The sequence below is a fragment of the Mesorhizobium sp. LNJC394B00 genome (assembly GCF_000502555.1).
Taxonomy (GTDB): domain Bacteria; phylum Pseudomonadota; class Alphaproteobacteria; order Rhizobiales; family Rhizobiaceae; genus Mesorhizobium.
In genome coordinates this window covers 460,458-487,133 of sequence record NZ_AYWH01000007.1, presented here as the reverse complement: position 1 = coordinate 487,133, position 26,676 = coordinate 460,458, and the positions used below count along the sequence as shown (strand labels likewise).

Genomic DNA, 26,676 nt, shown 5'->3' with positions numbered 1-26,676 from the left:
CTTGCCGCACCAAGCCGCTTCGGTTAGGACACGCCCACTCCAAACAAGTCATCGATTACTAAGCGAAAAGACCCATCCCATGGCCGACAAATCGGAAAAGACGAAAGCGCGGCTGCCGCGCGGCTTTGCCGACCGCAGTGCGGAAGACATCCGCGCCGTCGAGAAGATGATGGCGACGATCCGCTCGGTCTATGAGCTCTATGGTTTCGAGCCGGCCGACCAGCCGCTGATCGAATACACCGATGCGCTGGGCAAATTCCTGCCCGACCAGGACCGGCCTAATGAGGGCGTATTTTCTTTCCAGGACGATGACGAGCAGTGGCTGTCGTTGCGCTACGACCTGACCGCGCCGACGGCGCGTTATGTCGCCGAGAATTTTGAGCGACTGCCGAAGCCCTATCGCAGCTACCGCTCCGGCTGGGTGTTCCGCAACGAAAAGCCCGGCCCCGGCCGCTTCCGCCAGTTCATGCAGTTCGACGCTGACACCATCGGCACACCGGGCGTCGCGGCTGATGCTGAAATGGCGATGATGATGGCCGACGTGATGGAAGCGCTCGGCATCAAGCGCGGCGACTACGTCATCCGCGTCAACAATCGCAAGGTGCTCGATGGCGTGCTGGAAGCGATCGGCCTTGGCGGCGATGAGAATGCAGGGCGTCGGCTGACGGTGCTGCGCGCGATCGACAAGCTGGACAAGCTCGGACCGGAAGGCGTGAGACTGCTGCTTGGTCCGGGGCGCTGGGATGGCGGCAAGGAAGGCGAGGGTGACTTTGCCAAGGGTGCCGGACTGAATGAGGCGCAAGCCGAGGCCGTTCTTCTCGCGACAGCGAGGGAACAGGCCCGCCAGGATTCCAATGTCGATGCGAACGCGATCTATCAGGAAGGCGTTGGCGAGCTCTCCACGATTGAAGCCTTGGTCAGGGCGGCAGGGTACGGCGAAGATCGTATCGCCATGGACCGCTCCGTCGTGCGTGGCCTCGAATACTACACCGGCCCGGTTTTCGAGGCCGAGCTTCTGGCCGAAATCCCCAACGAAGACGGCCAGATCGTGCGCTTCGGTTCGGTCGGTGGTGGCGGCCGCTATGACGGGCTGGTCTCGCGCTTCCGTGGCGAGCCGGTGCCGGCGACCGGCTTTTCGATCGGCGTCTCCCGCCTGATGACGGCGCTGAAGAACCTCAGCAAGCTGGACACCACCGATGTCATCGCGCCGGTCGTCGTGCTGGTCATGGACAAGGATACGGAAAGCCTTGGCCGCTACCAGAAGATGGTCGCAGAGCTACGCGCCGCCGGCATCCGCTCAGAGATGTATCTCGGCGGCGCCGGCATGAAGGCGCAGCTGAAATACGCCGACCGCCGCGGTAGCCCGGTCGCGATCATCCAGGGCGGCGATGAGCGCGCCAAGGGCGAGTTGCAGATCAAGGATCTGATCGAAGGCGCGCGCATGTCCGCTGAAATCGCCGACAACGCTGAATGGCGGGCTGCCCGCCCGGCGCAGGTGACGGTGGCGGAGGGAGAGCTGGTCGCCGAGGTGAGNCCAATCTCCCCCCTTGAGGGGGAGATGGCCGGCAGGCCAGAGGGGGGTGCCTCGCGCCACGCATGACCTCCCGCTATCCCGCCATCGCATCCGAAATCACCAAACTCTTCGCCACCCGCAACACCCATGCGGTCGAGGTCGCGGTGCTGCAGCCGGCCGACCCATTCCTCGACATGGCCGGCGAGGATCTGCGCCGCCGCATCTTTCTCACCGAAAGCGAGACCGGCAAGACGCTGTGTCTGCGGCCCGAATTCACCATCCCCGTCTGCCTCGACCACATCGCCTCGCAGGCCGGCACGCCGCGCCGCTATTCCTATCTCGGCGAAGTGTTCCGCCAGCGCCGCGAGGGCGGCAACGAGTTCTTTCAGGCCGGCATCGAGGATCTCGGCGACCGCGATACGGCCGAGGCCGATGCGCGTTCGCTGGCCGATGCGCACGCGCTGCTGCAGCTGGTGCTGCCGGCGCAACCTCTTGCGATCACGCTCGGCGACCAGACCATCTTCGAGGCGGTGCTGGCGGCCCTCGGCCTGCCGCGCGGCTGGCGCATGCGACTTGCGCGCGCCTTCGGTTCGGCGCCGATGCTGCAGGCAGCGTTGTCCGATCTCGCCAACCCGCCACGCAACGGTCAGCTTGACGGCGAAGTCGCGGCCCTTGTCCTCGATCGCGATCTCGAAGCGCTTTCCGCCCACATTGCCGGCGGCATGGAAGAGGCCGGCCTGCTGGCATCCGGCGGACGCGCGCCGGTCGACATTGCCCGACGGCTGATCGAAAAGGCCGAACTGCGCAGCGTGCGGCTGTCGAACGAGGCCTTTGCAGCACTCAGGGATTTTCTCGCCATCGACGTGCCGCTCGACGGCGCCAGCGCTGCGCTCGAAAGCTTTGCGGCCTCTGCCGGGCTTTCGCTGGGCGCGGCGCTGGAAAAATTCGCCGCCCGTGCCAAAGCCATCGAGGCACATGGCCTGCCTGCAAAGACGATCCGCTACGACGCTGCCTTCGGCCGTCCGCTGGATTACTACACCGGCATCGTCTTCGAGATCGCAGCACTTGGTGGCGAGCGGCCGCTGGCCGGCGGCGGTCGCTACGACCGGCTGCTGACCCTGCTCGGCGCCAAGACGCCGATCCCCGGCGTCGGCTTCTCCGTCTGGCTCGACCGCATCGAAGCGCTGCGGGGAGAGCCGCAATGATCACGCTGGCGATCCCATCGAAAGGCCGGCTCAAGGAGCAGGCCTTGGAGGTACTGGCCAGGGCCGGGCTTGCCGTCAGCCTGCCCGGCGATGAGCGCCAGTACCGCGCCCGCATCGACGGCGCCGAGGGCATCGAGGTGGCGTTCCTGTCGGCGTCCGAAATCGCCGGCGAGATTGGGCAAGGTTCGGTCGACCTCGGCATTACCGGCGAGGATCTGCTGCGCGAAAACCTCGCCGACTGGGAGGCGCGCGCCGAAATCGTCGCTCGCCTCGGCTTCGGCCATGCCGATGTCGTGGTCGCGGTGCCCGGCATCTGGCTCGACGTCGATACTATGGCCGATCTCGACGATGTCGCCGCCGATTTCCGCCAGCGCCACGGCAGGCGACTGAGGATCGCAACCAAATACTGGCGGCTCACGCAGCAGTTCTTCTCGCAAAAGCACGGCATCCAGGTCTACCGCATCGTCGAAAGCCTCGGGGCCACCGAAGGCGCACCGGCGGCAGGCCTCGCCGACGTCATCGTCGACATCACCACCACCGGCTCGACCCTGCGCGCCAACCATCTCAAGGTGCTGGCCGATGGGGTTGTGCTGAAGTCGCAGGCCTGCCTCGTGGCTGCCAGGAAAGATCGTGCTGCTGCGGATGAGGCGCTAGTGCGGGAAATAGCCGCGAAGATGAGCGCGCTCCCTCCCCCTTGAGGGGAGGGTGGACAGCCGCCAAAGGCGGATGGACGGGTGGGGTCGCTCCGGCAGTGCTCGACGCGAGACCACCCAAGCCGGGTCGACCGTGACCAAGGAAGTCGAGCACTTCGCCGAGGACCCCACCCGCCTCGCTTCGCGAGGCACCCTCCCCTCGAGGGGAGGGGAACCGCCTGTACTTTCCACCACCCCATCAGGCTGCTAGGCTCACTCATCGGGAGGAAACGGCGATGGCGATTAATCTCGACGAGCTCAAGAACGCCACCAATCTGCGCGGGCGCGGCAGGGCGTTCATCGCTCCGCTCGACGGCCGGGCACATGTGTCGGGCGACCGTTCGGTGCCGCTGCTCGACAAGACGATCCCTCAGCTTTTCTCCGACACGGTCGGCAGATACGCCACGCAGGATGCTGCCGTCTTCGTCGGACAGGACAAGCGCTTCACCTGGAGCGAACTGTCGGACACGGTCGATACGCTCGCCGCCGGCTTCCTGGCGCTCGGCCTCGAAAAAGGCGACCGTGTCGGCATCTGGTCGCCCAACCGCTGGGAATGGCTGGTCACCCAATTCGCCACCGCTCGCATCGGCCTGATCCTGGTCAACATCAACCCGGCCTACCGGCTGACGGAGCTGGAATATGCCCTCAACAAGGTCGGCTGCAAGGCGCTGGTCACCGCCGCCAGTTTCAAGACCTCCGACTATCTCGGCATGATCGAGACGCTGGCGCCGGAGCTCGCCAACGCCACCCCCGGCAAGCTCAAGGCGCAGAAATTGCCGACGCTGAAGATCGTCATTCGCATGGGCGACGACAACTCGCCCGGCATGTTCAATTTCGCCGATGTGCTGTCGATGGCCGGCCGCGACGAGCATGACAGCCTCGACCGCATCTCCGAAGGGCTGAAGCCGGGCGAGGCCATCAACATCCAGTTCACATCAGGCACGACCGGCGCGCCCAAGGGCGCGACGCTGACCCACACCAACATCGTCAACAATGGCAATTTCGTCACCGCTGCGATCAAGCTCACCGTCGACGACCGGCTCTGCATCCCGGTGCCGCTCTACCACTGCTTCGGCATGTCGATGGGCACGATGGGCTGCGTCACCAAGGGCGCGACCATGGTGTTTCCTGGCGAGGGTTTTGACGCCGGCGCGACGCTGAAGGCGGTGGCGCAGGAACGCTGCACCGGCCTCTACGGCGTGCCGACCATGTTCGTCGCCATGCTCGACCACGCCGACTTCACCAGCTTCGATCTCTCCAGCCTGCGCACCGGCATCATGGCGGGCTCGCCATGCCCGATCGAGGTGATGAAGAAGGTGGTGTCGCTGATGCATATGGAAGAGGTGACCATCGCCTACGGCATGACCGAGACCAGTCCCGTCTCCTTTCAGAGCAGTGTCGACGACCCGCTGGAAAAGCGCGTCTCCACCGTCGGCCGCATCCATCCGCATGTCGAGGTCAAGGCCATCGACGCCGACGGCGCCACCGTCGCGGTCGGCGCGCCGGGCGAGCTGTGCACCCGCGGCTATTCCGTGATGAAGGGTTATTGGGACGATGCGGAAAAGACCCGCGAGGCGATCGACAGCGATGGCTGGATGCACACCGGCGACCTCGCCACGATCGACGCCGAGGGCTATTGCAACATCGTCGGCCGGGTCAAGGACATGGTCATCCGCGGCGGCGAAAACGTCTATCCCAGAGAGGTCGAGGAATTTCTCTATCGCCATCCCCAGGTCAAGGAGGTGCAGGTGTTCGGTATTCCCGACGCCAAATATGGCGAGGAGCTGTGCGCCTGGATCGTGCTGAAACCCAACCAGATCGCGACCGAGCAGGAGATCAAGAACTTCTGCGCCGGCCAGATCGCCCACTACAAAATCCCCCGCTACATCCGCTTCCGCACCGAACTGCCCATGACGGTGACGGGAAAACCGCAGAAGTTTCTGATGCGCGAGGCGATGGTGGAGGAACTGGGGCTGGTGGTGCAGAAGACGGCTTGAGGGTTGAACGCCGGGGGACGGGATTGCCCGCTTCGACATTGGGGTGCTCGACAGGCTTCCGCAAGGTTCGCCGAACGCATTGGGGCTTGAATGACTGGTTTCGCACGATCAGCGACTTCCTATGCGATGCCTTTGGCCGCGCTGGCACTGGCCGTTGCGGTCAGAGCCAGCGGGCTATCGGTGGACGAAGGTTCGCCGAGCGTCAGGATTCTCGTCGGAGCGCTCTCGAGTGCGATCATGTTCATCACTATTTTCGTGGTGCTCGATCACGCCGAGGCGGTGGCCCACCGTGTGGGGGAACCCTACGGCACATTGGTGCTGACTTTTGCCGTAACGGCAATCGAGGTGTCGATCATCGTTTCCATGATGCTGCATGGAGAGAACAACCCCACGCTTGCACGTGAGTCCGTCTTCTCGACGGTGATGATTGCCTCCACCGGCGTTGTGGGGACGTGTCTCACGTTTGGCGGCTGGCGTCATCGCAAGCAGGCAATTGTCCGGCAAGGGACAAGCGCATATCTGGCGGTTCTGGCCGCACTGACCGTCATGACGCTTATCCTGCCGACCTACACGCGGACCACCGATCCCGGCACATTTTCGGCAGCTCAGCTTGGCCTTGTGAGCGTACTTTCCGTGCTGCTCTATGCAAGTTTTGTGTTCGCGCAAACCGTCCGGCACCGGGACGACTTCATCGAAGGACTGGCACACGACCTTTCGGCGCGAACCGCCCCTCACAAAAGCATCTCTTCCAGCGCTCTGCTCCTGGTAACCGGACTGATCGGAATTGTCATGCTCGCCGAGCAGGTCGCCGCAAGTGTTGAAAATGCGCTCGTTGCTTACCAGGTGACCCAGGCTGACAGCATTGTGGGGGCAATGATCGCGGGTCTGGTTTTGATGCCGGAAGCCATTTCGGCGGTTCGCGCTTCACTCAACAATGAGCTGCAGCGCGGCCTGAATGTCGCAATGGGTTCGGCTTGCGCCACGATTGGTTTGACGATACCTGCGGTCGCAGCAGCCAGCCTGCTTACGGGACGAGGGTTGACCCTGGGGCTCCCGGAAGCTGACGCAGTACTTTTGGTTTTAGCGCTTTTCATATGCGGCGTAAGCTTTAGCAACGAAAGGACGACCTTCCTGACCGGAATCGTCCATGCCGTGGTATTTTTCGCGTATGTATTTCTGGTATTTATCCCTTGAGGCTTTGGTGCGATCTGGCGACCAGCCGTCAAGGCGGGTATTCTCGAACGCGCCTGATTTGAGTTTCTTTTCGGGGTTCCCAAGGCGCCATCTAAGACCCGAACGACTCACACCCCCAGCACCGCCGCATCCAACCCCCGAATGATCTTCGCCAGTTCCACGCACTCGTCATGCCGCACCTTGTTGCGGCGCCAGGCCAGGCAGATCGTGCGTTGCGGCATTGGCTCCTGGAACGGCACGATCTTGAGGTCCGGCATGGCGCTGGCCGGCCTTGCCGCCATTTCGGGGATGAGCGTGACGCCGAGACCATGCGCCACCATCTGCAAGAGCGTCGTCAGGCTGGTGGCGCCATAGCTTGCCATTGCCACCGGGCGCACGCTGCCGCACAGGGCCAGCGCCTGTTCGCGCAGGCAGTGGCCTTCCTCCAAAAGCATCAACCGCTCCAGCGCCGGGCTTTCCGGCGGCACCGGTGGCGAGGCGAAGGCTGGATCTCCGGCTGGCACGGCGAGGAAGAAGCGGTCGGCGAACAGTTCCTCGGTGACCAGGCCCGGCTGCTCGAGCGGCAGCGCGGCGATGAAGGCGTCGAGCCGTCCGGTTGCCGTGTCCTCGACCAGTGATGCCGTCACTGCTTCGCGCAGTTCGAGCTGCAGGGACGGAAAATGCCGCTTCAGCTCCGGGAGCACATGCGGCAAAAGATACGGCGCCACGGTCGGGATGATGCCCAGCCGGAAGCGGCCTTCCATGGCCGGGCGGCCGCGCCGGGCCGTCGTCTCGACATCACTGATGTCGCGCAGGATGCGCTCGATGCGTGGCAGCAGCGCTTGCGCCTCTTCCGTCATCCGCACCGTCTTGCCGCCGCGCTCGAACAGCCGGCAGTTCAGCCTTTGCTCCATCTCGGCGATCTGCGCGGACAGCGCCGGCTGGCTGACGCCGGCGAGTTTTGCGGCGCGGCCGAAATGCAGCGTTTGCGCCAAAGCCTCGAAATATTGCATCTGCCGCACGGTCAAGCCAATCATAAGGAAAGCCTATCGCAACAAACAGGAAAGGCAATTTGTTTTTATCGAAGAGACGGCTTAGTCTGGAACCATTCCAGAGTGGCGCGGCTCCCGGCCGGCCCGGAAAAACCAACACATAAATCAGCAATTCGGAGGCCAAGATGGACGCGATGACCGACGACAACAGCGCCGGCAAATGCCCGGTCGCGCATGGAACCTCCGCCAGGACCAACCGCGACTGGTGGCCGAACCAGCTCGACATCGGCGTTCTCCACCAGCAGTCGAGCCTTTCGGACCCGATGGGCGAAGCTTTCGACTACGCCGCGGAGTTCAAGACGCTCGACCTCGACGCGGTGATCGAGGATTTGCACAAGGTGATGACGGATTCGCAGGATTGGTGGCCGGCCGATTTCGGCCATTACGGGCCGCTGTTCATCCGCATGGCCTGGCACAGCGCCGGCACCTATCGCATCGGCGACGGCCGGGGTGGTGCCGGTGCGGGCCAGCAGCGTTTCGCGCCGCTGAACAGCTGGCCGGACAACGCCAATCTCGACAAGGCGCGCCGGCTTTTGTGGCCGGTCAAGCAGAAATACGGCCGCAAGATCTCCTGGGCCGACCTGTTGATTCTCACCGGCAACGTCGCGCTGGAATCGATGGGCTTCAAGACCTTTGGCTTTGCCGGTGGCCGCGCCGATGTCTGGGAGCCCGAGCAGGATGTCGACTGGGGTTCGGAAACCAAGTGGCTCGACGACAAGCGCTATTCCGGCGACCGTGAGCTGCACGGCCATCTCGGCGCGGTGCAGATGGGCCTGATCTACGTCAACCCGGAAGGGCCGAATGGCAAGCCGGATCCGCTGGCCTCGGCCCGCGACATCCGCGAGACCTTCGCGCGCATGGCAATGAACGATGAGGAAACCGTGGCGCTGATCGCCGGCGGCCACACATTCGGCAAGACCCATGGGGCCGGTGATGCAACACTGGTCGGCGCCGAGCCGGAAGGCGCGGGCATCGAGGCGCAGGGCCTCGGCTGGTCGAGCAAGCATGCCACCGGCATTGCCGGCGATGCGATCACGTCCGGCCTCGAAGTTACCTGGACGACGACGCCGACCAAGTGGAGCAACAACTTCTTCGACAATCTCTTCAACTTCGAATGGGAGCTGACCAAGAGCCCGGCCGGGGCCCATCAGTGGACGCCGAAGGGCGGCTCTGGCGCGGTTACGGTGCCGGACGCGCACAATCCCTCGAAGCGTCATGCGCCGGCAATGCTGACCACCGACCTCGCGCTGCGGGCCGACCCGGCCTATGAGAAGATCTCGCGCCGCTTCCATGAGCATCCGGAGCAGTTCGCCGATGCCTTCGCCCGTGCCTGGTACAAGCTCACCCATCGCGACATGGGGCCGGTCGTGCGGTATCTCGGCCCGCTGGTGCCGAAGGAAGAGCTGATCTGGCAGGATCCGGTTCCGGCCGTCGACCATGAGCTGGTCAGCGACCAGGACATCGCATTGCTGAAGGCCAAGATCCTGGCTTCGGGCCTCAGCGTTTCGCAATTGGTCTCGACCGCCTGGGCCTCGGCCTCGACCTTCCGCAACTCCGACAAGCGCGGCGGCGCCAATGGCGCGCGCATTCGCCTGGCGCCGCAGAAGGACTGGGAGGTCAACCAGCCTGTCGAACTGGCCACCGTGCTGGCTAAGCTCGAAGCCATCCAGAACGAGTTCAACGCAGGCGGCAAGAAGGTCTCGCTGGCCGACCTCATCGTGCTCGGCGGCGTCGCCGCGGTCGAGAAAGCCGCAACGGATGGCGGCAATGCGGTGAAGGTTCCCTTCACGCCCGGCCGCACCGACGCCTCGCAGGCGCAGACCGACGTCCATTCCTTTGCGGCGCTCGAGCCCAAAATTGACGGCTTCCGCAACTATGTCAGGGGCAAACCGCCGATGACGGTCGAAGCCATGCTGGTCGACCGGGCGCAACTGCTCAGCCTGACGGCGCCGGAGATGACGGTGCTGGTTGGTGGCCTGCGCGTGCTCGGCGCCAACACCGGCGGCTCGAAGCATGGTGTGTTGACCGACAGGCCGGGCACGCTGACGAACGACTTCTTCGTCAACCTGCTCTCGATGAGCACCATCTGGGATCCGGCCTCCGAGCCGGGCTCGCATGAGGTCTATGAAGCACGCGACCGCAAGACCAGGGCAGTCAGGTGGACCGCCACACGCGCCGACCTGATCTTCGGCTCGCATGCGCAGCTGCGCGCGCTGGCCGAGGTCTACGGGTCGGCGGATGCCGGGCAGAAATTCGTTGGCGATTTCGTCAAGGCGTGGACCAAGGTGATGAACGCCGACCGTTTCGACATCGCTGCCTGATGCAACCTCCCAAACGAAGGGCGCGGGCCGAGGCCCGCGCCCTTCGTTTTCGCAGGCTTCGAAATCAGTCCTTTTCGAAGATGCGTGCCTTGGCGACGACGCCAGCGATTGCGCCGCCGATCAGCGGCGCAACGATGAACAGCCAGAGCTGGCTGAGGGCTGCGCCGCCGGTAAACAGCGCCGGGCCGATCGAACGCGCCGGATTGAGCGAGGTGCCGGTCACCGGGATCATTGCGAAGTGCAGTCCGGCCAGCGTCAGGCCGATGACCAGGCCGGCGAACGTCGTCGAGTGCTTCTCGGCGGTGACGCCGAGGATGACGGTGACGAAGGTGAAGGTGCCGATCAGCTCCCACAGGAAGGCCGAACTCGTCCCCCATTTCGCCACGTCCCAGCCATTGGCGCCGAAACCGGTGGTGTGCCCGCCGGTCTGGCCGGAGACGATGATCCACAGCGCCAGCGAGGCCAGAATGGCGCCGATGATCTGCGCGATCCAGTAAGGAATGACATCCTTGGCCGGCAGCCGGCCGGCAAGGAAGACGCCGAGCGTGACGGCCGGGTTGAGATGTGCGCCTGAGATGGGACCCACCGCGTAAGCCGCCGCAATCAGGCCGATGCCGAACGCTAGGCCGATGGCTTCCTGGCCCAGCGGCAAGTCGGCGAGAAAGCCACCCGTCGCCACCGACGCCGTGCCGATAAACACCAATAGAAATGTCCCTAGAACTTCCGCAAGATACGTTTTCATTGCCCTCTCCTCGTATCGATCCGTCGGTCCGCTTTTCCGCGCCGCGAATCATGGCGCAAAGAGTATTCCCAACGCAAAAGCTTGGAAAGCTGAGCAATTGCGCCACAGATCGTGCTTACGGCGGCCAGTTACCAACATTAGAGACCTTGCATATATTTGAGATTTGTTATCGCCGGCGGGCGGACATTTGCCGGCGGGGAAAATCGTCGGCCGCGAGCGGAAGGCCTCGTCGCCGCGAAATTCAAGCGGGGTTCAATCTCGACGCGAAACGCTCTAAGAGCAGGCCGAAAGATACTGTGCTCGATAGATGGAATGACGAATGCGACTGGGCGGACGGCTGGCGGCAGCCATTGAAGTGCTGGACGACATTGGCCGGCGCCACCGGCCGGTGGCCGATGCGCTGAAAGATTGGGGCCTGTCGCATCGCTTTGCGGGCGGCGGCGACCGCGCGGCGATCGGCAACATCGTCTACGACGCGCTACGCCACAAACGTTCCGCCGGCTGGCTTTTGGGTGAAGACACGCCCCGCGCCATCGGCTTCGGCGCGCTGCTCATCGAATGGGGCCAGACGCCGCAATCGCTTAACGATGCGCTCCAGGGTGACAAGTTCGCGCCGCCGCTGCTCAGCGCCGCCGAGTTGCAGGCGCTGGCTGAGCGCCGGCCTGAAGACGCGCCGGAGGCGGTGCGGGCGGACATACCCGACTGGTGCGCGCCGCTCTTCGAACGATCCTTTGGCGCAGACTGGGTTGCGGAAGGGGCGGCTTTGGCGACCCGCCCGCCGCTCGACATCAGGGTCAATACGCTGCAGTCCGACCGCGCCAAAGTGCTGGCGGAACTCGCCGAAACCGGCGCCACGGCAGCCGCTATCGCGCCACAAGGCATTCGCATCCCGCCCATCGACGGCGACGGCAGGCACCCGAACGTACAGGCCGAGCCGGCCTTCCAGAAAGGCTGGTTCGAGGTCCAGGACGAAGGCTCGCAGATCGTTGCCGCCCTTGCCGGCGCGCAAGCCGGGATGCAGGTGCTCGATTTCTGCGCCGGCGCCGGCGGCAAGACGCTGGCGTTGTCGGCGGCGATGGCCAACAAAGGCCAGGTCTTCGCCCATGATGCCGAAAAAGCGCGGCTGGCGCCGATCTTCGACCGCCTCCGCCGTTCGGAAAACCGCAACGTCCAGGTTGTCACCAAGCCGGCTGAGCTCAGCCCCCTCGCAGGCCACATGGACATCGTGCTGGTCGATGCGCCCTGCACCGGCAGCGGCACCTGGCGGCGCCGTCCAGACGCCAAATGGCGGCTGACGCAGAGACAGCTCGATGCCCGCAAGGGCGAGCAGTCGGCGATCCTCGACGCGGCGAAGGCCTATGTCAAACCGGGCGGCCTGCTGGTCTACATCACCTGTTCGGTGTTCGACGAGGAGAATGGCGAGCAGGTCGCCGCCTTTCGCGAACGGCACAAGGGCTTCGTTCCGGTCGATCATCGCGCGCTCTGGGATGCCAGCTTCCCCGGTCACGCAGCGGCCGCCCGGATCGGCAAGACAAGCGATATCTCGCTGTCGCCGGCTCTGAGCGGCACCGACGGGTTCCATTTCTGTGCGCTGCGTCGGGCGAATTGACGCTGCGATTGACAGGCTGACATAGCGCCAGTTGCAGATGCGCGGCGTCGGCCGCCAGACGGGGTAGAATTCTTGCAAAGATATGTGTCGCTTCTGCTTTTCCTCCTTCTGGTGCTCGGCGGCGGCCTGTTGATCGGCTATGCGACGCTGCCGGGTGAATGGTATGCCTCGCTCGCCAAGCCGCCCTTCAACCCGCCCAACTGGGTCTTCGCGCCGGCCTGGACGCTCCTCTATGTGCTGATCGCCGTGGCCGGCTGGCGGACATGGGAGCGGGAACGAGCAGCCGCCGCGATGAAGATCTGGGCCCTCCAGCTTGTTCTGAACTTCGCGTGGTCGCCGACTTTCTTCGGCGCCAAACAGATGGGGCCGGCACTGGTCGTGATCCTGGCTCTTCTCGCCAGCATTGCGCTGTTCATAGCCACGGTGTGGAACCGCGACCGGGTTTCCGGCTGGCTGTTTGCGCCCTATGCCGCGTGGGTAGCCTTCGCCACCTTGCTCAACGCGTCGCTGCTCCTGTTGAACTGAGTGCTTTGCTGCAGTGCAGCAAAAGCATTTGCGTGGCGTTCAGGCGTCTGCGATAAGCTTTGCAGATAAATCAGGGCGATGGCCATGGCAGCAAAGATCGTACCCGCACCCGATTATGAGGACCGCGTCAGGGCGTCGTTCGCGCGCCAGCAGGCGATGGCGACCATCGGCGCCGAACTGACGCTTGTGACGCCGGGCATCATCGAGATCGAAATGCCCTATTCGGCCGCACTCACGCAGCAGCATGGTTTCCTGCATGCCGGCGTGATTTCGACCGCACTGGACTCGGCTTGCGGCTACGCCGCGTTCTCGCTGATGCCGGAAAATTCCGGCGTGCTGACCATCGAGTTCAAGGTCAATCTCCTGGCGCCCGGCCGGGGCGAACGCTTCCTGTTCCGCGGCTCGGTGACCAAGCCCGGCCGCACCATCATCGTCGCCGACGGCCAGGCCTACGCCTTTGCCGCCGATGGCGAGGCCAAGCTGATCGCGACCATGACCGGCACGATGATGACGGTGGTTGGCCGTGACGGGATAGCAGGCTGATGGCCAAAATTACGCGAATTGGTGGCAAGGACGTCCTCTTCGTCATGGCGGCGCAGGCCGAGTACGGTCCGCATCTGCAAAAACTGTTCACGCCGCTGATGACGGGCGTCGGCCCGGTAGAGGCAGGTGTGCGGCTCGGCGCCGAACTGTCATGGCTGAAATCCGAGAAGGCGTTGCCCGATCTCGTCGTCTCGCTCGGCTCCGCCGGCAGCCGCACACTAGAGCAGACGGAAATCTACCAGGCGGTCTCGGTCAGCTATCGCGACATCGACGCTTCGCCGCTAGGCTTCGAAAAAGGCGCGACGCCGTTCCTCGACCTGCCGGTGACCGTCCCGCTATCATTCAGGATACCGGGCATTAAAGAAGCCAGCCTGTCGACCGGCGGCGCCATCATCACCGGCGCCGCCTACGACGCCATCGCCGCCGATATGGTCGACATGGAAACCTTCGCCTGCCTGCGCGCCTGCCAGTTGTTCGATGTCCCGCTTATCGGCCTGCGCGGCATTTCAGACGGTGCAGCCGATCTGCGCCACGTTGGCGACTGGACCGAATATCTGCATGTCATCGACGAGAAGCTGGCGGATGCGGTCGCTCGGCTCGAACAGGCCATCGGCTCCGGCACGCTACACAAGGAGCAGCCTGGGCAAGAGTCGGCGCCGCTCTGAAAGTCGGGTTGCGCACCCCATTGCGCCGACTCGTTTCTTTCTCTAAAGGCTCGCCATGACGACAGCCAATCATCCCGATACAGTCCTGATTGTCGATTTCGGCAGCCAGTTTACGCAACTCATCGCCCGCCGCATCCGCGAGGCTGGCGTGTTTTCCGAGATCGTGCCGTTCCAATCGGCCGAAGCTGCCTTCAAGCGCATCAATCCGAAAGCCGTGATCCTGTCGGGCGGTCCCGCCTCGACATCGGACATCGGCAGCCCGCGCGCGCCGCAGATCGTCTTCGATGCCGGCGTACCTGTGCTCGGTATCTGCTACGGCCAGATGGCCATGTGCGTGCAGATGGGCGGCGTCGCCGAAAGCTCGAACCATCGCGAATTCGGCCGCGCCTTCGTCGAGATCGAAAAGGACAGCCCGCTGTTCGAGGGCCTGTGGGCGCCAGGCCAGCGCCACCAGGTGTGGATGAGCCATGGCGACCGCGTCATCTCGCTGCCCAAGGGGTTCGAAGTCTTCGGCAAGTCGGAAGGCTCGCCTTTCGCCATCTTCGGCAACGTCGCGCGCAAGATGTACGGCATCATGTTCCACCCGGAAGTTGTGCATACGCCGGATGGCGCCAGGCTGCTGAGAAACTTCGTGCACAACATCGCCGGCATCGAAGGCGACTGGACGATGCGCGCCTATCGCGAGCATGCGGTCGAGACAATTCGCAAACAGGTCGGCAAGGGCAAGGTGATCTGCGCGCTGTCGGGCGGCGTGGATTCATCGGTCGCTGCCTTGCTGATCCACGAAGCGGTCGGCGACCAGCTGACCTGCATCCTCGTCGACCATGGCCTGATGCGCAAGGACGAGGCCGCCGGCGTGGTGGCGATGTTCCGCCAGCACTACAATCTGCCGCTGATCCTGGTCGACGCGTCGGAAAAATTCATCTCGGCGCTGGAAGGCGAGTCCGACCCCGAGAAGAAGCGCAAGACCATCGGCCGGCTGTTCATCGAAGTGTTCGAGGAAGAGGCCAAGAAACTCGGCGGCGCCGATTTCCTGGCGCAAGGCACGCTCTATCCCGACGTCATCGAGAGCGTCTCCTTCACCGGCGGCCCGTCGGTGACCATCAAGTCGCACCACAATGTCGGCGGCCTGCCGGCGCGCATGAACATGCAGCTGGTCGAGCCGCTGCGCGAACTGTTCAAGGACGAGGTGAGGGCACTGGGCAAGGAACTCGGCCTGCCCGAAAGTTTTATTGGCCGCCATCCGTTCCCTGGACCAGGCCTTGCCATCCGCTGCCCCGGCGGTATCACCCGCGAAAAGCTCGAAATCCTGCGCGAGGCCGACGCCATCTATCTCGACGAGATCCGCAAGGCCGGCCTCTACGACGCCATCTGGCAGGCTTTCGCCGTGCTGCTTCCGGTGCAGACCGTCGGTGTGATGGGCGACGGCCGCACCTACGAATTCGTCTGCGCCCTGCGCGCCGTGACGTCCGTCGACGGCATGACCGCCGACTTCTACCACTACGACATGGCTTTCCTCGGCGCGGCGGCCACCCGCATCATCAACGAAGTCCGCGGCATCAACCGCGTCGTCTACGACGTGACGTCAAAGCCGCCAGGCACCATCGAGTGGGAGTGATTCAGGCCCACTCAAACGCCGCCGAAAACACGCCATTGTACGCCATAACTATTTGACAACACATATAAACCCATTCGGCGACAATCGGTGCGCAGAGATTGGATTGACGGACCGGCTGACGGACCTTCCGCATATTGCTAGCTCAGATTTTTCGAAGTACCGTCAGATCCAATGAGGCTCTGACGGTACTTTTTTATGCCTTAAGGAATTGAAGATAAAACAAAATTTCTGCCGAAGAGCCTCGAAATTGTACTGACGGTACTTTTCAGACGGATGCCGCCCTTAAGGCGCTGAAACCAAAAGAGAAAATCTATAGGATTGCAGCCCGTGACGGCATGTATGTCCGCGCGATGCCCAGTGGTGCGATCTGGTTCGGCTGGACTACAGGCTCAACGGACGCCAGGAGACGGTCTATCTTGGCAGGTATGGACGGGACGGAATCTCGCTTGCCTCAGCCGGGAGAAGTGTCTCGACGCGAAGCGCGCTATTGGCGAGTGACGGTCGCCGGCGATAGAAAAGCAGCGCGACAAGCGCCGAGTTGTCACCCCGGTCTCCGGCCGACTTCAGCGCCGAAATGGCTACCAAACCAAAGCGATGCCCGGGCCTCCAAGGCCTCTTCTTATTCCGGCCAAGCCGGCCCGGAGCGCCGCATTCACTCACATCCCTTGAACCTGAGTGCAGAGTTGCCGCATCGAAGCCATTTGAGCAGCCGAGTTCGCGCCCGAACCCGTGCTGGTGCTGGCGGTCGTATCGCCAGCTGTATTCGAGGATCCCGACGTGCCGGTGGTTGTACCCGAACCAGTGCTGTTGCTGGCCGTGGTGTTACTGCCGGTCGAACCAGAGCTGCCTGAAGTGCCGGTGGCTGTGCCAGAGCCGGTGCCGATACTCGCCGTTGTATCACTGCCGGTCGAAGCCGAGCTACCTGACGTGCCGGTCATTGTGCCAGAGCCAGTGCCGTTACTGGCCGTCATCCTCGAGCAGTCGGAGCGAACCTGTGCCTGCTGTTCAGAGCTCAGGGACGACCAGTTCTTGCGGATCTCATCCTGCGACAGAAGTCTTCCCGAATTGGCGTCGCTGAAGAATGAGCCGGAGAGCTTGCTGTCCCAGCCGCTCGGGATACCGCTTTGGCCGGAGCCGGACGTAGAGCTCATACTGGACCCGGCCGATGAGCCGGACGTTCCGTTCGTGCCGCTGGATGTTCCCGACGACTGCGCCAAGGCCGCGGTGGCGAGACAGAGAGAGATCGCTGTAGCTGTCAAAATCTTACGTTTCATGTGAGTCTCCTTTGGGGTTCGACGCCGTTGCGGCGTCGAATCCTAATCCCGAGGAAAGGCACTTGTTCCTGTAAAGAGTGGAATTCGATGTCATGATCCTTGTGCACCAGCCTTGGCCTCGAATGCGATGCCGGAGCGCTTCAACGACGACTGACGCCTCAGGCGAGAGCTGTCCGCTACTGGGTGTTAGAGGCGATATGCGGAACGCTTCGCGAATAGTTGGGTGCCACCATCGGGTAATTGCGAGGCAGGTTCCATTTGGTTCGGTAATCGTCCGGATTCATGCCCAGTCGGCCAAGGTGCGAACTGCGTCGGGTCTCGGTTAGAGACAGGAGGGTGGCCTTTGCCGCGGCGTATAGCTCGACATGCGGAGCTCGTCTCGACCGCGCACACTCAATATGTTTTACGATGACGCCCCCCAGATGTCATATGAGCGAATGCCTTTCCGGCGAAATAAATTGCTCCCAGCAGGTCGACGCTCAGCACCTTCAGCCAGCCCGCTCTAGTGAATGCCTCAATGGTTAAAGATTATCAGGCCGGCGCGTTGTTGACGATTATTACCAACCTGCCGAACGCGTGAGCGCAAGTCGACAGCACCGTGATAGCGGCCTCCCCGGCGCGCCCCTTGTCGAACCGATGCGCGCCTTCTCGACCTTGCCTCCACCCACGTCGGCTCACCCGTGCACCTTCGGTGCCCAACCGCATGGCGATGGCCAGTCCAATGCCGCTTGCAGCACCGGTTACAATGCAGTCTTGTTATCCAGGCGCATCGGGTTCGACCTCTTTCTGGGGAGCAGCAAGTGGTTCAGTCCAGCCTTCAGCGACCCGATCCACGCTCAGCAGGCTGCGCGCATAATCCTGTTGCGCGCGAACAATGGCATCGTCTTGCTGTGAGGGAAGAAAGACCGGCAAAGCAAGGCAGACACTTTGTGTGGCCAACAGCTTGTTCCAGTTCGCGATCAGCGCCTTGAAAGCGCGCCCCACCGCCCTCGGATTTCGGTCGAGGTCATAGAGGCCGAGCGGATTGATCCGTCCGTTGTTCTCCCGAAGCGCACTGTCCCAGTCCACCTGATCCGTCAGCGAGTACCAGGTGAAGCCTACGATGGGGATGCCATCGTTGCGGATCCGCAGCACGTTGGCCCACTCTTTCCACAGCCAATAGACGGCCTCGTCTCCATTGGGGCCTTCGCTGATGTTGGTCTCCGTATGCATTACGGGAAGCCGGTAGCGGTTGAAGTACTGCCGCGTGATCTCGTCATAGCCAAACACCTCGCCGGACCCGGACGTCGTTCCGTCTGCCCAAACCCGATGTTCGTTGGTCTGGTAATAGTCGGTGCCCATCACGCAATGCCTGCGCAGATGGCTTTCCAGGAAGAAACTGTATTCTTCGGCCGTCATCCCGTTTTCGAGAAGATAGCGATAGGTGTGCGCGTCGACGTCATGACCGTAGTTGAGGTCAAGCGACAGGAAACGCTCGCTGTTGAACCGTTCCGCTCTGCCGACCGCCTCGGGAGAATCGGCGTGGAAGTATTCCGAGGATTCGCTCTGAATGAAGATGGCGTCCGGCCGCACCTCGAGAATCGCCCGCATGGCAAGCACGTTCGCCTTCACGATGTGCTTGAGGGCGGTGACGAAAGCAGTGTCGCTGCTCAGTTGTTCGTTCCACCATCCCCAGCGGGCCGAAAAGGTGGCGCAGATGAACATCTCATTTATTGGGGTGAAGAGCTGGATCCACGGATAGCGCATCGCGAAATCCCTGGCGTAGTGCTCGAATAGTGTCGGAAAGTCCGGGTTCTGGAAGTTGCCAATCCAGTCCGGCATGCCAAAATGGCAAAGGTCGACGATCGGAAGAATGTCTTTCGCCTTCAGGTCCGCGAAGGTCTCATCGGCGAATGCCCAATCATAACGTCCGTCACCCAGCCATGTTTTGTGGATGGGAGGTCCGTAGCGGAGGAAATGCACCCCGAGATCCTGGACCAGTTCGAAGTCGGTGCGCCATCGTTCGTAGAAGCGGCATTTTTCCATTTTGTCGACGCGCTCCCGGCCTTGTCGAATGGTGGGGGTGCTGTTCTCGATGCCGGTGGCAAACATGAACGTGAACATTGATCGTCCTTAGCCAAGGCGGAGATGCCCGCGCTTGGTCAAACGTTCAGTGCTCGACGCAGTTCCTGCAAGACTGCTTGTCAAGTTCGGTAGGCGCCTGACAACCACGTGCCTGAAATTGGCGGAATTCTATCCCACGGTTCAAGCGAGCAGCTTGCGCCGAACATGGTCGGACTATGCTGGACGGAGATGTCGGCTTCGGGCCAGACCAGTTGGCGTCAAACGGGTCTTTGCGAGTGAAAGCGGTACGGCAATTTCTACGAGCTCTACGCGATCGCCGCCGCCGTCCTTGGAGGGTTCTCGTTGCGGGGCGGGGAAGGCTCAATCATTGGTGTGGTGCTTGGAACGATCTTGCTGCAGGTGCTTCAGAACCTTGTCAATCTTCTAGGCATTCCCTCCTCACTCAACTTTGCCGTGAGTGGATCGGTGATCCTGATCGGGGTACTGGCCGACCAGGAATACACAGAGTTTCGAAAGCGCCGCGAATTGATGCGGGGCCGGCTCGCAACCGCCGAAGGTAGGCTGTGATGCCCGAGCCGGTGAAATAGATTGTTCACGGCAGTTGCGATCGCCGACCGGTTGGCTGCTTGCGCCCGGGGGGCAGCCGAAGGCCGGGATCTAAAACGCCGCAATATTGCCTCTCAAGCGGCTCCTGCTTCGAAGGCAGTCGCCGCAATGTCGATGCAGTCGGCTCATGATGTGCCGAGTTTCGATCTCGCATGGCGATGTAACTTATGCGATCAGCCCGTACTGCCGTGCCTTGTTGCGCAAGAACGGCAGACCGTTGCCCATTACAACCGCTTCACTCTCGGCCACCGGACGCCACACGCTGAGGCCAAACGCCAGACGCGGATCCATGTTGATGAAGCTCTCCATCGCGAGCCCGCCCTTGAAGCCGATCGCGGCCAGCGTTGCGAACGTCTCATCCCAATTGCAATTGCCCTCGCCTGGGGTGCCGCGATCAGACTCGGAGAGGTGGATATATTTGAGGTAATCGCGGGCGACGATAATACCGTTGCCCATACCTTTCTCCTCTATGTTCATGTGATAGGTATCAAGGTGCACGAACATATTGTCGGCGCCGACTCTCTCGATTAGTGCCACCGCCTGAGCCGCGGTGTTGATGATGTGGTTCTCGTAGCGGTTCACGGCTTCAACACCGAGTTCGATGCCGCGAGACTTGGCTTGCGCGGCGGCGGACGTCATCACTTTCGCAATGTTATCAAGTTCGTCCTGCGTAGGTGGCACGCCAGTACGCTCGCCGATGCCGCCATAGATTACGCCGCATAGCGCCTGGGCTCCGATGTCGGCCGTCTTGTCGATAGCCACCTTGAGAAAGTCAATCGCCTCCTGTGGGTGGCGCGATGCCCACGCATATTCGGGCAACCCTAGCGAGCACACCGCCTGCATGCCATTTGCCGCCAGCAGCTTGCGGGTGTGATCGGCATCGCAAGAAAATGGATCGGCCAGCGAAATTTCAATGAAATCGAGATCGTATTTTTTCACCGCCGCTACAGTGTGCTCGGCGCCCTCTACGGACCAACCACTCGTCCACATGCTCGTATGAACGCCAAAACCCTTCATCGTGTTATCCTCATGAAATTGAGCTGCCCGGCAGCCCACCGCAAGATCATGACGCCGATCAGCATGATGCCCCAAATGGCTGTGGCCAGGTGCTGGCTGGCGCCCAAGAGATTCAGTCCCGAAGAAAGCAACTGCAAAACGATGAGGGCTAGGAAGACCGAAACGACCTTGCCGAAGCCGCCAAACGGATTCACCCCGCCCAAAAAGCAGGCAAGCACCGTAATCAGCACATAGGACTCGCCATGGCCGACACGGACGGAATTGAATCGTGCCATCATGATAATGCCGGCCAACGCACACATGGCGCCAGACAGCGCGTAGATCAGAATGATCACGCGTCGCGTCGAGATGCCGGAATAGCGCGTCGCCTCGATGTTGGAGCCGACCATATAGTTTGAAAAGCCAAGCCTGGTTCGGGTCATCAAGACATGCCAGACGATGACTGCGCCGAGCAGTATCAGCAGCGGGACAGGAATGCCGACGATGCTGCCGTGGCCCAGGGGCTGGATGAATTCGGGAAAGCCCGAAATGTCGGCGCCGCGGGTCAGAAACTCGCCAAGGCCGCGCAGGAAAATCATCACCGAGAGCGAAACGAGGATGGGGTGCGCGCCGGTATAGGCTATCACCGGGCCCATGACCAAGCCGCTTGCCGTGCCAACGCCGACCGCAAGAACGGAACCGAGTAGAAAGGCATAGATGCTTGCGTCCGGTCCTCCGTTGGCCTGAAGAACCCAGGCGAGCGTGAGGCCACAGAGATTGGCCGTGAACGTCACGGCGAGATTGATGCCGCCCGAGATGATCGGCATCAACATCGCAAGCGTAAGCAGTCCAAGTTCAGGCAACTGGAAGGCCACCGATTCAAAGGTAGCTTTGGACAGGAACCGCGGCGAGAGGGACCCGAAGAATGCAATCACCAAAATCAATGCCAGCAAAAGCCCGATATTCTCGGCGCCCAACGTGCCGGCAAGACGGCGCAAGAATCCGTGCCGTAGCGCTCCAGTTTCGAGCACGCGCTGCGTCATGTACCCAGCCTCTGCCGCAAGCCCGCGAGGATATGCCCGAGCGGCGCGTTGGACAGCGTGATGGCAATCAAGATGATCGCCCCGACGATCATCTTGAAAGCATAGGGAGAGATGCCGAGGAGGTTCAGCCCGTTTTGCGTCACCGACACAAGAAACACGCCAAGGATGCAACCGAGCACGGTGCCGCGCCCGCCACCCAGTCTGGCACCGCCAAGCACTACAGCCGCCAGCACGTCCAGCTCGCGCCCCACCAATGCGTTGGGCACGATTTCCTGGGAATAGTGCACCTGCACAAGTCCCGCGATCCCGGCCATCAAACCAAGCCAGCCGAAGGCAATGAAGTGCATCGCCGCGATGTTGATACCGAGGCGACGGGCGCCCTCCGGGTTATCGCCAAAAGCGTATAGCTGCCGTCCCGTGGTGGTATACCGGATAAGCCCCCAGGTGGCGGCGACGCAGACCGCCATGATCGCAACCGGCAGTGTTAGCTCGGCCCAATTGCCATTCGCCTGTTGGAACTCGAAAAGCACAGTGCGATGCGTCCACCATGCAGGCAGATTGTAGATCGATACACCGTGCGTGAAGAACATCAGAAGGCCGAAAAAAATATTGAAGGTGGCGATGGTGACAACGATTGAAATGATCTGGAAATAGTAGATGAGGCCGGCGTTCACCGCACCCAGGGCGATCCCGACAATTGCCGCCAAGGTGAGGCCGATGAACCAATCACCACCTCCCATTTGGGCTAGAGCCAGCGCCACAACGTATTGAACCACTGACGCGGCCACAGCGAAGGAGATGTCGATGCCCCCAGCGATCAACACCACCAGCAGCCCAACCGCGAAGATCAGATTTGTCGAGCTTGTGTTGAGCAGATTGAAGAGATTGGCAATGGTGAAGAATTTGTCGCTCGCAACGGAGAGACCTGCGCTCATGATGAGAAGAACCACAACGAGCCATGTCTCGGTGGGATGAGCCCGGAAGAGCTTGCCGCGGTTACGCATAGACGGCAGCTTCCAGGTCGCCGAGCGGGATGGCGTGCGGATCGTATTCGGCGACTATCTTGCCCGCAGCCATATGAAGGATACGATCGGCGTTGAAATAGACTTCCGGCACTTCATCGGATATCAGCAGAATCGCCAGGCCTTCGGCAGCGAGCTTGGCGACAATCTCGAAGATGCCGGCCCGCGCGCCAACGTCCACCCCCACGGTTGGCGAATCAAGAATGATCAGTTTCAGGCCGACCGCCAGCCATTTGGCGATGGCCACCCTTTGCTGGTTGCCGCCCGAGAGCGTGGAAATCGCATCGGTCTGCCGCCCGACTTTTATCGCCAATTCCTCGATCCAATGATTGACGAGCGCGTCCTTCTTCTCCGAGGAGATCAGCCCTCGATCAAGGATCTTGTCGAGCACCGGGATAACGGCGTTGTCGGCGATGGACTGAGCTTGTATGAGACCAAGGGACAAGCGGTCTTCGGAGAGATATCCAATACCCGCGCGGATTGCGTCGCGGTTGGAGTTCAGATGAAGAACCGTCCCGTTGAGTGCGATGCTGCCGCGGTCTGGGCGCAGCATGCCGAAAATAGAAAGCGCGAGTTCTGTGCGACCGGCGCCGAGTAGCCCGGTCAGGCCAAGCGTTTCACCTCGCCGTATTGTCAGCGAAACGTCGTCATAGTCGCCTGCGCGGGTCAATCGATCGATCTTCAACACGACGGGTGATCCACTAAGGTTTCTCGTGCTCACGGTTTGGTCGAACGTCTTGCCGGTCATCAGTTCGGTGAGGCGTGATTGGGTCATTCCGGCGGTCGGGAACACCCCAACGACCTTACCGTCGCGCAGAACGGTGACGCGACTTGAGATCTCCAGAACTTCCGCAAGGCGATGGCTGACGAAGACGATGGCCATGCCTTCATTCGAGAGTGTTCGAACGATCGCGAGCAACCGGTCTGTTTCCGATTGAGTAAGCGACGATGTGGGCTCGTCCATGAAAATAACCTTCGCATCGCCGGCGAGCGCCCGGGCGATGGCGACGATCTGACGTTGGGCGATTGCAAAGCTACGCAGAGGCGCGTCGACATCGAGGTCGGCGCCAAGCCGCGCCAACAGCCCTCGCGCCACCTCGCGAATGCGCGAATGATCGACGAGCCGAGGCATGTTGCCGAGGACAGTTCTGATCCCGATATTTTCCGCGACTGTCATTTCAGGAAACAGTGCGAGGTCCTGCCAGATGACTTCCACCCCGGCGCTGCGCGCCGCAGCCGGCGACATGATGTCGACAGACTTTCCGGCGATCGACATGTTTGCGCCGGCTAGCGGCTGACAAACGCCGGTGATTACCTTGATCAGGGTGCTCTTGCCGCTGCCGTTCTCACCGGCGATGCATTGCACTTCACCCGGGAGAACCTCGAAGGCGACATCCTGGAGGGCTCTAACGCCACCAAATGTGACGCTTATGTTGCTAAACGACAGAACCGATGGGAGGTCCTGCGTCGTAGACGCGACGAGGTTCACGGCGGGCCCTTCTGAAATGACTAGGATGGGGCGTGCCGGGATTGATTTGCCACCCCGGCACGCCAGCCATGGTCCGCCATCTAAAGCCCTAGGGCTGCAAGACCATCGACCGTTTCGACCGTGATAGGCTGCACAGCGTCCACGATGATGGTGCCGGTTTTGAAGTCAGGGTGAACGACACCCAGACCTTCGATCGTCATGCCGTCGGTGATTTCACCGCCGCCCGCCAGAAAATCAGCCATCGTTACGAATACTTTGCCCGCTTCCAGAGGATTCCACATATAGCCGCCGTCAATAATGCCGGATTTGAGCATTGCGCTGCCTTGGCTAGGCGAGAATGAACCGACAAGAACCACCTTGTCACCAAGCTTCTGCTCCTCGATCGCGCGTCCGGCGCCGATCGGTCCCTGACTGCCGAACGTCAGGAAGCCGCCGAGGTCAGGATTGGCGGCAAGCACATCCAGAGCCGTCTTTCGGCTGTCATCGGCGCTCTCGGCGACGCCATATCTGTCGCCAACCATCTGCATGTCGGGAAAGTTCTTCTTCAGGTAGGCGATTGCAGCATCGGCCCAGGCATTGTGTGCGGGCACAGTAAGAGAACCTACGTACACAACGTACTTGCCTTTGCCGCCCATTTTCTCGGCAAATAGCTTGGCATGGGCCTCACCGAAACCAACGGCCGAGACCATTTCGAAGTCCCAATCAGCGTTCACCTGGTCTGGCGATTCATGGGTTATGACCTTGATGCCCGTGTCGCGCGCCTTTTTTAGAACCGGCTCGAGAACGTTTGCATCATTCGGCACGACGCCAATTACGCTGACGCCCTGAGCTATCAGGTCTTCGATCGCGCGGACCTGAAGTGCCGGGTCGGCGCTGGTCGGCCCGACCATGAAGCCGTCGTCGCCAAGCTCTTTCGACTTTTCCTTTATTCCCGTTTCCATGGCATTGAACCAGGGAATGCCGCCGATCTTCACGACAACTCCAACCTTGACGTCCTTTGCCAGCGCAGCATTCATTGTGGCGACCGAAAGGGCTGCGCCGAACGCTGCCGCGAGTATAGTTTTTGCTAACATTTAATTCCTCCCTGATTGACGAGTTTTTCAGTTGCCTATTGCCCATGTCGGCTTTGTTTGGCCCACCCCTTTGTGCCCGACGGCATTGACGCACTCGGCGCCGCATTACTCCCAGAACGCGCCATAAAAGACTTTGAATGCCGGCCGGTCAAGGTGCTAAATAGATTTAGCAAGGCGGTCACGCCACCAGCGTCTAAAAACATTTCTCGATTGATGTAAACGATCCGCCCTTCGCACTCAGGCTGCACCCGTAGAACGACATGCGATCGCCCGCGAGCCTTGGGTGGAGGCGGTGCTACCCAGATCCGAGGTGCTGATGAACGGAGTTGAACTTCTGCAACGATGTCTCGTGACAAAGAATTGCTAGTGGTCGATGCTCGATTTGGATGCCGAATCCCAATCTTCTTGGGCGCCGTCATGCTCTCCGGTTCGCCCAAAGCTGGTCGGTACGGTCACCAGCGGAAAGTGGTCTATCGAATAATTCTCGAGAAGCGAAAATCCTTCAGCAATCATCACCTCGACATTCTGTCGGACCATGGTCACATCGAAGGGCAAATGCGCCGCGAATGGATCCCAGTCGAAGCTTCCGACAACAACCCGTCCAAGCTCACTTGAGGCTAGCGTCGAAGTGAACCGCAATGTTCCTTCAAGAGCGGTCACGCCGTTGACGAACATACCTGAGGGCAGATGCCCAAGCTGAGCGTATCGTGCAGCGAGAGACCGAGCAGCGTTGGTCGGTGCGTATCCGCAGCAGTCAATCGTGCCCGGGCCCGTAACAATCCCATGCGCTGCCAGCGCATCGTGAAAACCCAGCAAACGGCTACGTGTTGCGTCATCATCGCTGACCCCGCCAAAGAAGAAGAGATCTTCGGTGGAGCCCCCTCGTTCTTTCAATTTCTGAACAATGATCTCTGTGAGCGCCTTGGCGCCCCCGTAGTTGTCAGAAACAACTGAGGGAGCCCGGCGGCCTGGCAGATCGATGTTGATGCACCGGACGCCCGCTGCCCGGCACAGATCATTCAGCGGATCGGGGTCACGAACGCCCGCAAGGAAGAGAAATTCCACCTGCTGAGCCAGCAGGGTTTCCGTCACACTCAACTCGTTATCAGGATTGCGATGGGTGCTGACGACGATCGGGCACAAGCGGTGGACGCGGGATTCCGCTTCAAAGGCTTCGGCCAATCCGGCGAAGAAGCGATTGCGGTAATGTGGCAAGATCATTCCAGCGAGTCCGGATCGGGAAAGCCGCAATCCTCGTGCCTTGAGGTTGACAGCATAGCCAAGCCGCTCAGCCCAATCGAGGATGGTCGCTGCGGTTTCCGCCTTGATCCGGTGCTGTTGCCACGAGCCATTGAGGACGAGACTGACTGCGGTCGGGGACGACTTTGCCGCCACCGCGATATCATAAATCGTTGACTTGCGTCGGACAGACTTTCTCGCCATTGGTGACGCTC

Annotated in this window: 21 protein-coding genes and 3 pseudogenes; 14 read left to right on the top strand and 10 right to left on the bottom strand. The window is 61.6% G+C overall.

What is annotated here, in order from left to right; genetic code table 11:
* Positions 1–79 precede the first annotated feature (79 nt).
* The 5 genes from hisS to X751_RS141405 all read left to right on the top strand — a co-directional run bounded on the left by hisS (position 80) and on the right by X751_RS141405 (position 6,601).
* A complete protein-coding gene (gene hisS / locus X751_RS141385; protein ID WP_023745705.1) occupies positions 80–1,600 on the top strand; it encodes a histidine--tRNA ligase in 1,521 nt (506 codons plus the stop codon).
* On the top strand, positions 1,597–2,718 hold the full coding sequence (locus tag X751_RS141390) for an ATP phosphoribosyltransferase regulatory subunit (RefSeq protein ID WP_023745704.1): 1,122 nt from the start codon (positions 1,597–1,599) through the stop codon (positions 2,716–2,718). The genes hisS and X751_RS141390 overlap by 4 nt, the downstream gene beginning before the upstream one ends.
* Entirely contained in the window at positions 2,715–3,416 is a 702-nt protein-coding gene (hisG, locus tag X751_RS141395) for an ATP phosphoribosyltransferase (protein ID WP_023695113.1), read from the top strand. Before X751_RS141390 ends, hisG begins: the two co-directional genes overlap by 4 nt.
* A 230-nt stretch (positions 3,417–3,646) precedes the next feature.
* The gene (locus X751_RS141400) at positions 3,647–5,407 is read left to right on the top strand and encodes an AMP-binding protein (RefSeq protein WP_023745703.1); all 1,761 of its coding nucleotides are present in this window, start codon (positions 3,647–3,649) and stop codon (positions 5,405–5,407) included.
* A 90-nt stretch (positions 5,408–5,497) separates the two neighbouring features.
* A complete protein-coding gene (locus tag X751_RS141405) occupies positions 5,498–6,601 on the top strand; it encodes a calcium:proton antiporter (protein ID WP_031247210.1) in 1,104 nt (367 codons plus the stop codon).
* A gap of 107 nt (positions 6,602–6,708) precedes the next feature.
* Here the strand turns inward: X751_RS141405 and X751_RS141410 are convergent, their stop codons facing one another.
* Complete coding sequence (locus X751_RS141410) at positions 6,709–7,617, bottom strand: hydrogen peroxide-inducible genes activator (RefSeq protein ID WP_023667719.1); 909 nt, start codon at positions 7,615–7,617, stop codon at positions 6,709–6,711.
* Positions 7,618–7,757: 140 nt separating this feature from the next.
* On the opposite strand from X751_RS141410, the gene katG reads away from it, so the two are divergent.
* Complete coding sequence (katG, locus tag X751_RS141415) at positions 7,758–9,953, top strand: catalase/peroxidase HPI (protein ID WP_023745701.1); 2,196 nt, start codon at positions 7,758–7,760, stop codon at positions 9,951–9,953.
* Positions 9,954–10,017: 64 nt separating this feature from the next.
* Here the strand turns inward: katG and X751_RS141420 are convergent, their stop codons facing one another.
* Positions 10,018–10,695 carry an MIP family channel protein gene (locus X751_RS141420; RefSeq protein ID WP_031247209.1) on the bottom strand — a complete coding sequence of 226 codons (678 nt, stop codon included), beginning with the start codon at positions 10,693–10,695 and terminating at the stop codon, positions 10,018–10,020.
* A gap of 319 nt (positions 10,696–11,014) precedes the next feature.
* On the opposite strand from X751_RS141420, the gene X751_RS141425 reads away from it, so the two are divergent.
* The 7 genes and pseudogenes from X751_RS141425 (at position 11,015) to X751_RS141450 (ending at position 16,933) form a co-directional block, all read left to right on the top strand.
* Positions 11,015–12,304 (top strand): RsmB/NOP family class I SAM-dependent RNA methyltransferase, encoded by a 1,290-nt coding sequence (locus tag X751_RS141425; RefSeq protein ID WP_023745699.1) that lies wholly within the window; start codon positions 11,015–11,017, stop codon positions 12,302–12,304.
* Between the two features lie 72 nt (positions 12,305–12,376).
* Complete coding sequence (locus X751_RS141430; protein ID WP_023704461.1) at positions 12,377–12,829, top strand: TspO/MBR family protein; 453 nt, start codon at positions 12,377–12,379, stop codon at positions 12,827–12,829.
* A gap of 84 nt (positions 12,830–12,913) precedes the next feature.
* Positions 12,914–13,372: a PaaI family thioesterase gene (locus X751_RS141435; protein ID WP_023686843.1), complete on the top strand. Its 459-nt coding sequence runs from the start codon at positions 12,914–12,916 to the stop codon at positions 13,370–13,372.
* Positions 13,372–14,037 (top strand): 5'-methylthioadenosine/S-adenosylhomocysteine nucleosidase, encoded by a 666-nt coding sequence (locus tag X751_RS141440; protein WP_023745697.1) that lies wholly within the window; start codon positions 13,372–13,374, stop codon positions 14,035–14,037. The genes X751_RS141435 and X751_RS141440 overlap by 1 nt, the downstream gene beginning before the upstream one ends.
* Positions 14,038–14,092: 55 nt before the next feature.
* Complete coding sequence (gene guaA, locus X751_RS141445) at positions 14,093–15,655, top strand: glutamine-hydrolyzing GMP synthase (RefSeq protein WP_023732330.1); 1,563 nt, start codon at positions 14,093–14,095, stop codon at positions 15,653–15,655.
* A gap of 224 nt (positions 15,656–15,879) precedes the next feature.
* Positions 15,880–16,150: pseudogene (locus X751_RS1000000168055) on the top strand (Arm DNA-binding domain-containing protein); the annotation flags it as partial.
* Between the two features lie 234 nt (positions 16,151–16,384).
* Positions 16,385–16,933, top strand: a complete 549-nt coding sequence (locus X751_RS141450; protein ID WP_023667727.1) for a hypothetical protein — start codon at positions 16,385–16,387, stop codon at positions 16,931–16,933.
* A 172-nt stretch (positions 16,934–17,105) separates the two neighbouring features.
* Here X751_RS141450 and X751_RS1000000165985 read toward each other — a convergent pair.
* Positions 17,106–17,231, bottom strand: a pseudogene (locus X751_RS1000000165985) (MucR family transcriptional regulator); the annotation flags it as partial.
* Between the two features lie 454 nt (positions 17,232–17,685).
* On the bottom strand, positions 17,686–19,032 hold the full coding sequence (locus X751_RS141455; RefSeq protein ID WP_023745696.1) for a family 1 glycosylhydrolase: 1,347 nt from the start codon (positions 19,030–19,032) through the stop codon (positions 17,686–17,688).
* Positions 19,033–19,278: 246 nt separating this feature from the next.
* Here X751_RS141455 and X751_RS141460 point away from each other — a divergent pair.
* Positions 19,279–19,560: pseudogene (locus X751_RS141460) on the top strand (ABC transporter permease); the annotation flags it as partial.
* Positions 19,561–19,764: 204 nt separating this feature from the next.
* Here the strand turns inward: X751_RS141460 and X751_RS141465 are convergent.
* The 6 genes from X751_RS141465 to X751_RS141490 all read right to left on the bottom strand — a co-directional run bounded on the left by X751_RS141465 (position 19,765) and on the right by X751_RS141490 (position 26,665).
* The gene (locus X751_RS141465; protein WP_023704358.1) at positions 19,765–20,616 is read right to left on the bottom strand and encodes a sugar phosphate isomerase/epimerase family protein; all 852 of its coding nucleotides are present in this window, start codon (positions 20,614–20,616) and stop codon (positions 19,765–19,767) included.
* Positions 20,613–21,638, bottom strand: a complete 1,026-nt coding sequence (locus X751_RS141470; RefSeq protein ID WP_023667740.1) for an ABC transporter permease — start codon at positions 21,636–21,638, stop codon at positions 20,613–20,615. Before X751_RS141470 ends, X751_RS141465 begins: the two co-directional genes overlap by 4 nt.
* Positions 21,635–22,642, bottom strand: a complete 1,008-nt coding sequence (locus X751_RS141475; RefSeq protein WP_023745694.1) for an ABC transporter permease — start codon at positions 22,640–22,642, stop codon at positions 21,635–21,637. The genes X751_RS141470 and X751_RS141475 overlap by 4 nt, the downstream gene beginning before the upstream one ends.
* Complete coding sequence (locus X751_RS141480) at positions 22,635–24,149, bottom strand: sugar ABC transporter ATP-binding protein (RefSeq protein WP_023704356.1); 1,515 nt, start codon at positions 24,147–24,149, stop codon at positions 22,635–22,637. Before X751_RS141480 ends, X751_RS141475 begins: the two co-directional genes overlap by 8 nt.
* Before the next feature lie 80 nt (positions 24,150–24,229).
* A complete protein-coding gene (locus tag X751_RS141485) occupies positions 24,230–25,222 on the bottom strand; it encodes a substrate-binding domain-containing protein (protein ID WP_023704355.1) in 993 nt (330 codons plus the stop codon).
* Between the two features lie 363 nt (positions 25,223–25,585).
* Positions 25,586–26,665, bottom strand: coding sequence for a substrate-binding domain-containing protein (locus X751_RS141490; RefSeq protein WP_023692318.1), 1,080 nt, complete (start codon positions 26,663–26,665; stop codon positions 25,586–25,588).
* Between the last annotated feature and the right edge of the window lie 11 nt (positions 26,666–26,676).

What these genes read in the sequence shown, in the direction of transcription:
- X751_RS141405 (WP_031247210.1), top strand. Translation starts at nt 5,498, where the DNA reads ATGACTGGTTTCGCACGATCAGCGACTTCCTATGCGATGCCTTTGGCC.
- katG (WP_023745701.1), top strand. Translation starts at nt 7,758, where the DNA reads ATGGACGCGATGACCGACGACAACAGCGCCGGCAAATGCCCGGTCGCG.
- X751_RS141410 (WP_023667719.1), bottom strand. Translation starts at nt 7,617, where the DNA reads ATGATTGGCTTGACCGTGCGGCAGATGCAATATTTCGAGGCTTTGGCG.
- X751_RS141420 (WP_031247209.1), bottom strand. Translation starts at nt 10,695, where the DNA reads ATGAAAACGTATCTTGCGGAAGTTCTAGGGACATTTCTATTGGTGTTT.
- X751_RS141485 (WP_023704355.1), bottom strand. Translation starts at nt 25,222, where the DNA reads ATGTTAGCAAAAACTATACTCGCGGCAGCGTTCGGCGCAGCCCTTTCG.
- X751_RS141425 (WP_023745699.1), top strand. Translation starts at nt 11,015, where the DNA reads ATGCGACTGGGCGGACGGCTGGCGGCAGCCATTGAAGTGCTGGACGAC.
- X751_RS141475 (WP_023745694.1), bottom strand. Translation starts at nt 22,642, where the DNA reads ATGCGTAACCGCGGCAAGCTCTTCCGGGCTCATCCCACCGAGACATGG.
- X751_RS141490 (WP_023692318.1), bottom strand. Translation starts at nt 26,665, where the DNA reads ATGGCGAGAAAGTCTGTCCGACGCAAGTCAACGATTTATGATATCGCG.
- X751_RS141400 (WP_023745703.1), top strand. Translation starts at nt 3,647, where the DNA reads ATGGCGATTAATCTCGACGAGCTCAAGAACGCCACCAATCTGCGCGGG.
- X751_RS141440 (WP_023745697.1), top strand. Translation starts at nt 13,372, where the DNA reads ATGGCCAAAATTACGCGAATTGGTGGCAAGGACGTCCTCTTCGTCATG.
- X751_RS141465 (WP_023704358.1), bottom strand. Translation starts at nt 20,616, where the DNA reads ATGAAGGGTTTTGGCGTTCATACGAGCATGTGGACGAGTGGTTGGTCC.
- X751_RS141470 (WP_023667740.1), bottom strand. Translation starts at nt 21,638, where the DNA reads ATGACGCAGCGCGTGCTCGAAACTGGAGCGCTACGGCACGGATTCTTG.
- X751_RS141435 (WP_023686843.1), top strand. Translation starts at nt 12,914, where the DNA reads ATGGCAGCAAAGATCGTACCCGCACCCGATTATGAGGACCGCGTCAGG.
- X751_RS141455 (WP_023745696.1), bottom strand. Translation starts at nt 19,032, where the DNA reads ATGTTCACGTTCATGTTTGCCACCGGCATCGAGAACAGCACCCCCACC.
- guaA (WP_023732330.1), top strand. Translation starts at nt 14,093, where the DNA reads ATGACGACAGCCAATCATCCCGATACAGTCCTGATTGTCGATTTCGGC.
- X751_RS141390 (WP_023745704.1), top strand. Translation starts at nt 1,597, where the DNA reads ATGACCTCCCGCTATCCCGCCATCGCATCCGAAATCACCAAACTCTTC.
- hisG (WP_023695113.1), top strand. Translation starts at nt 2,715, where the DNA reads ATGATCACGCTGGCGATCCCATCGAAAGGCCGGCTCAAGGAGCAGGCC.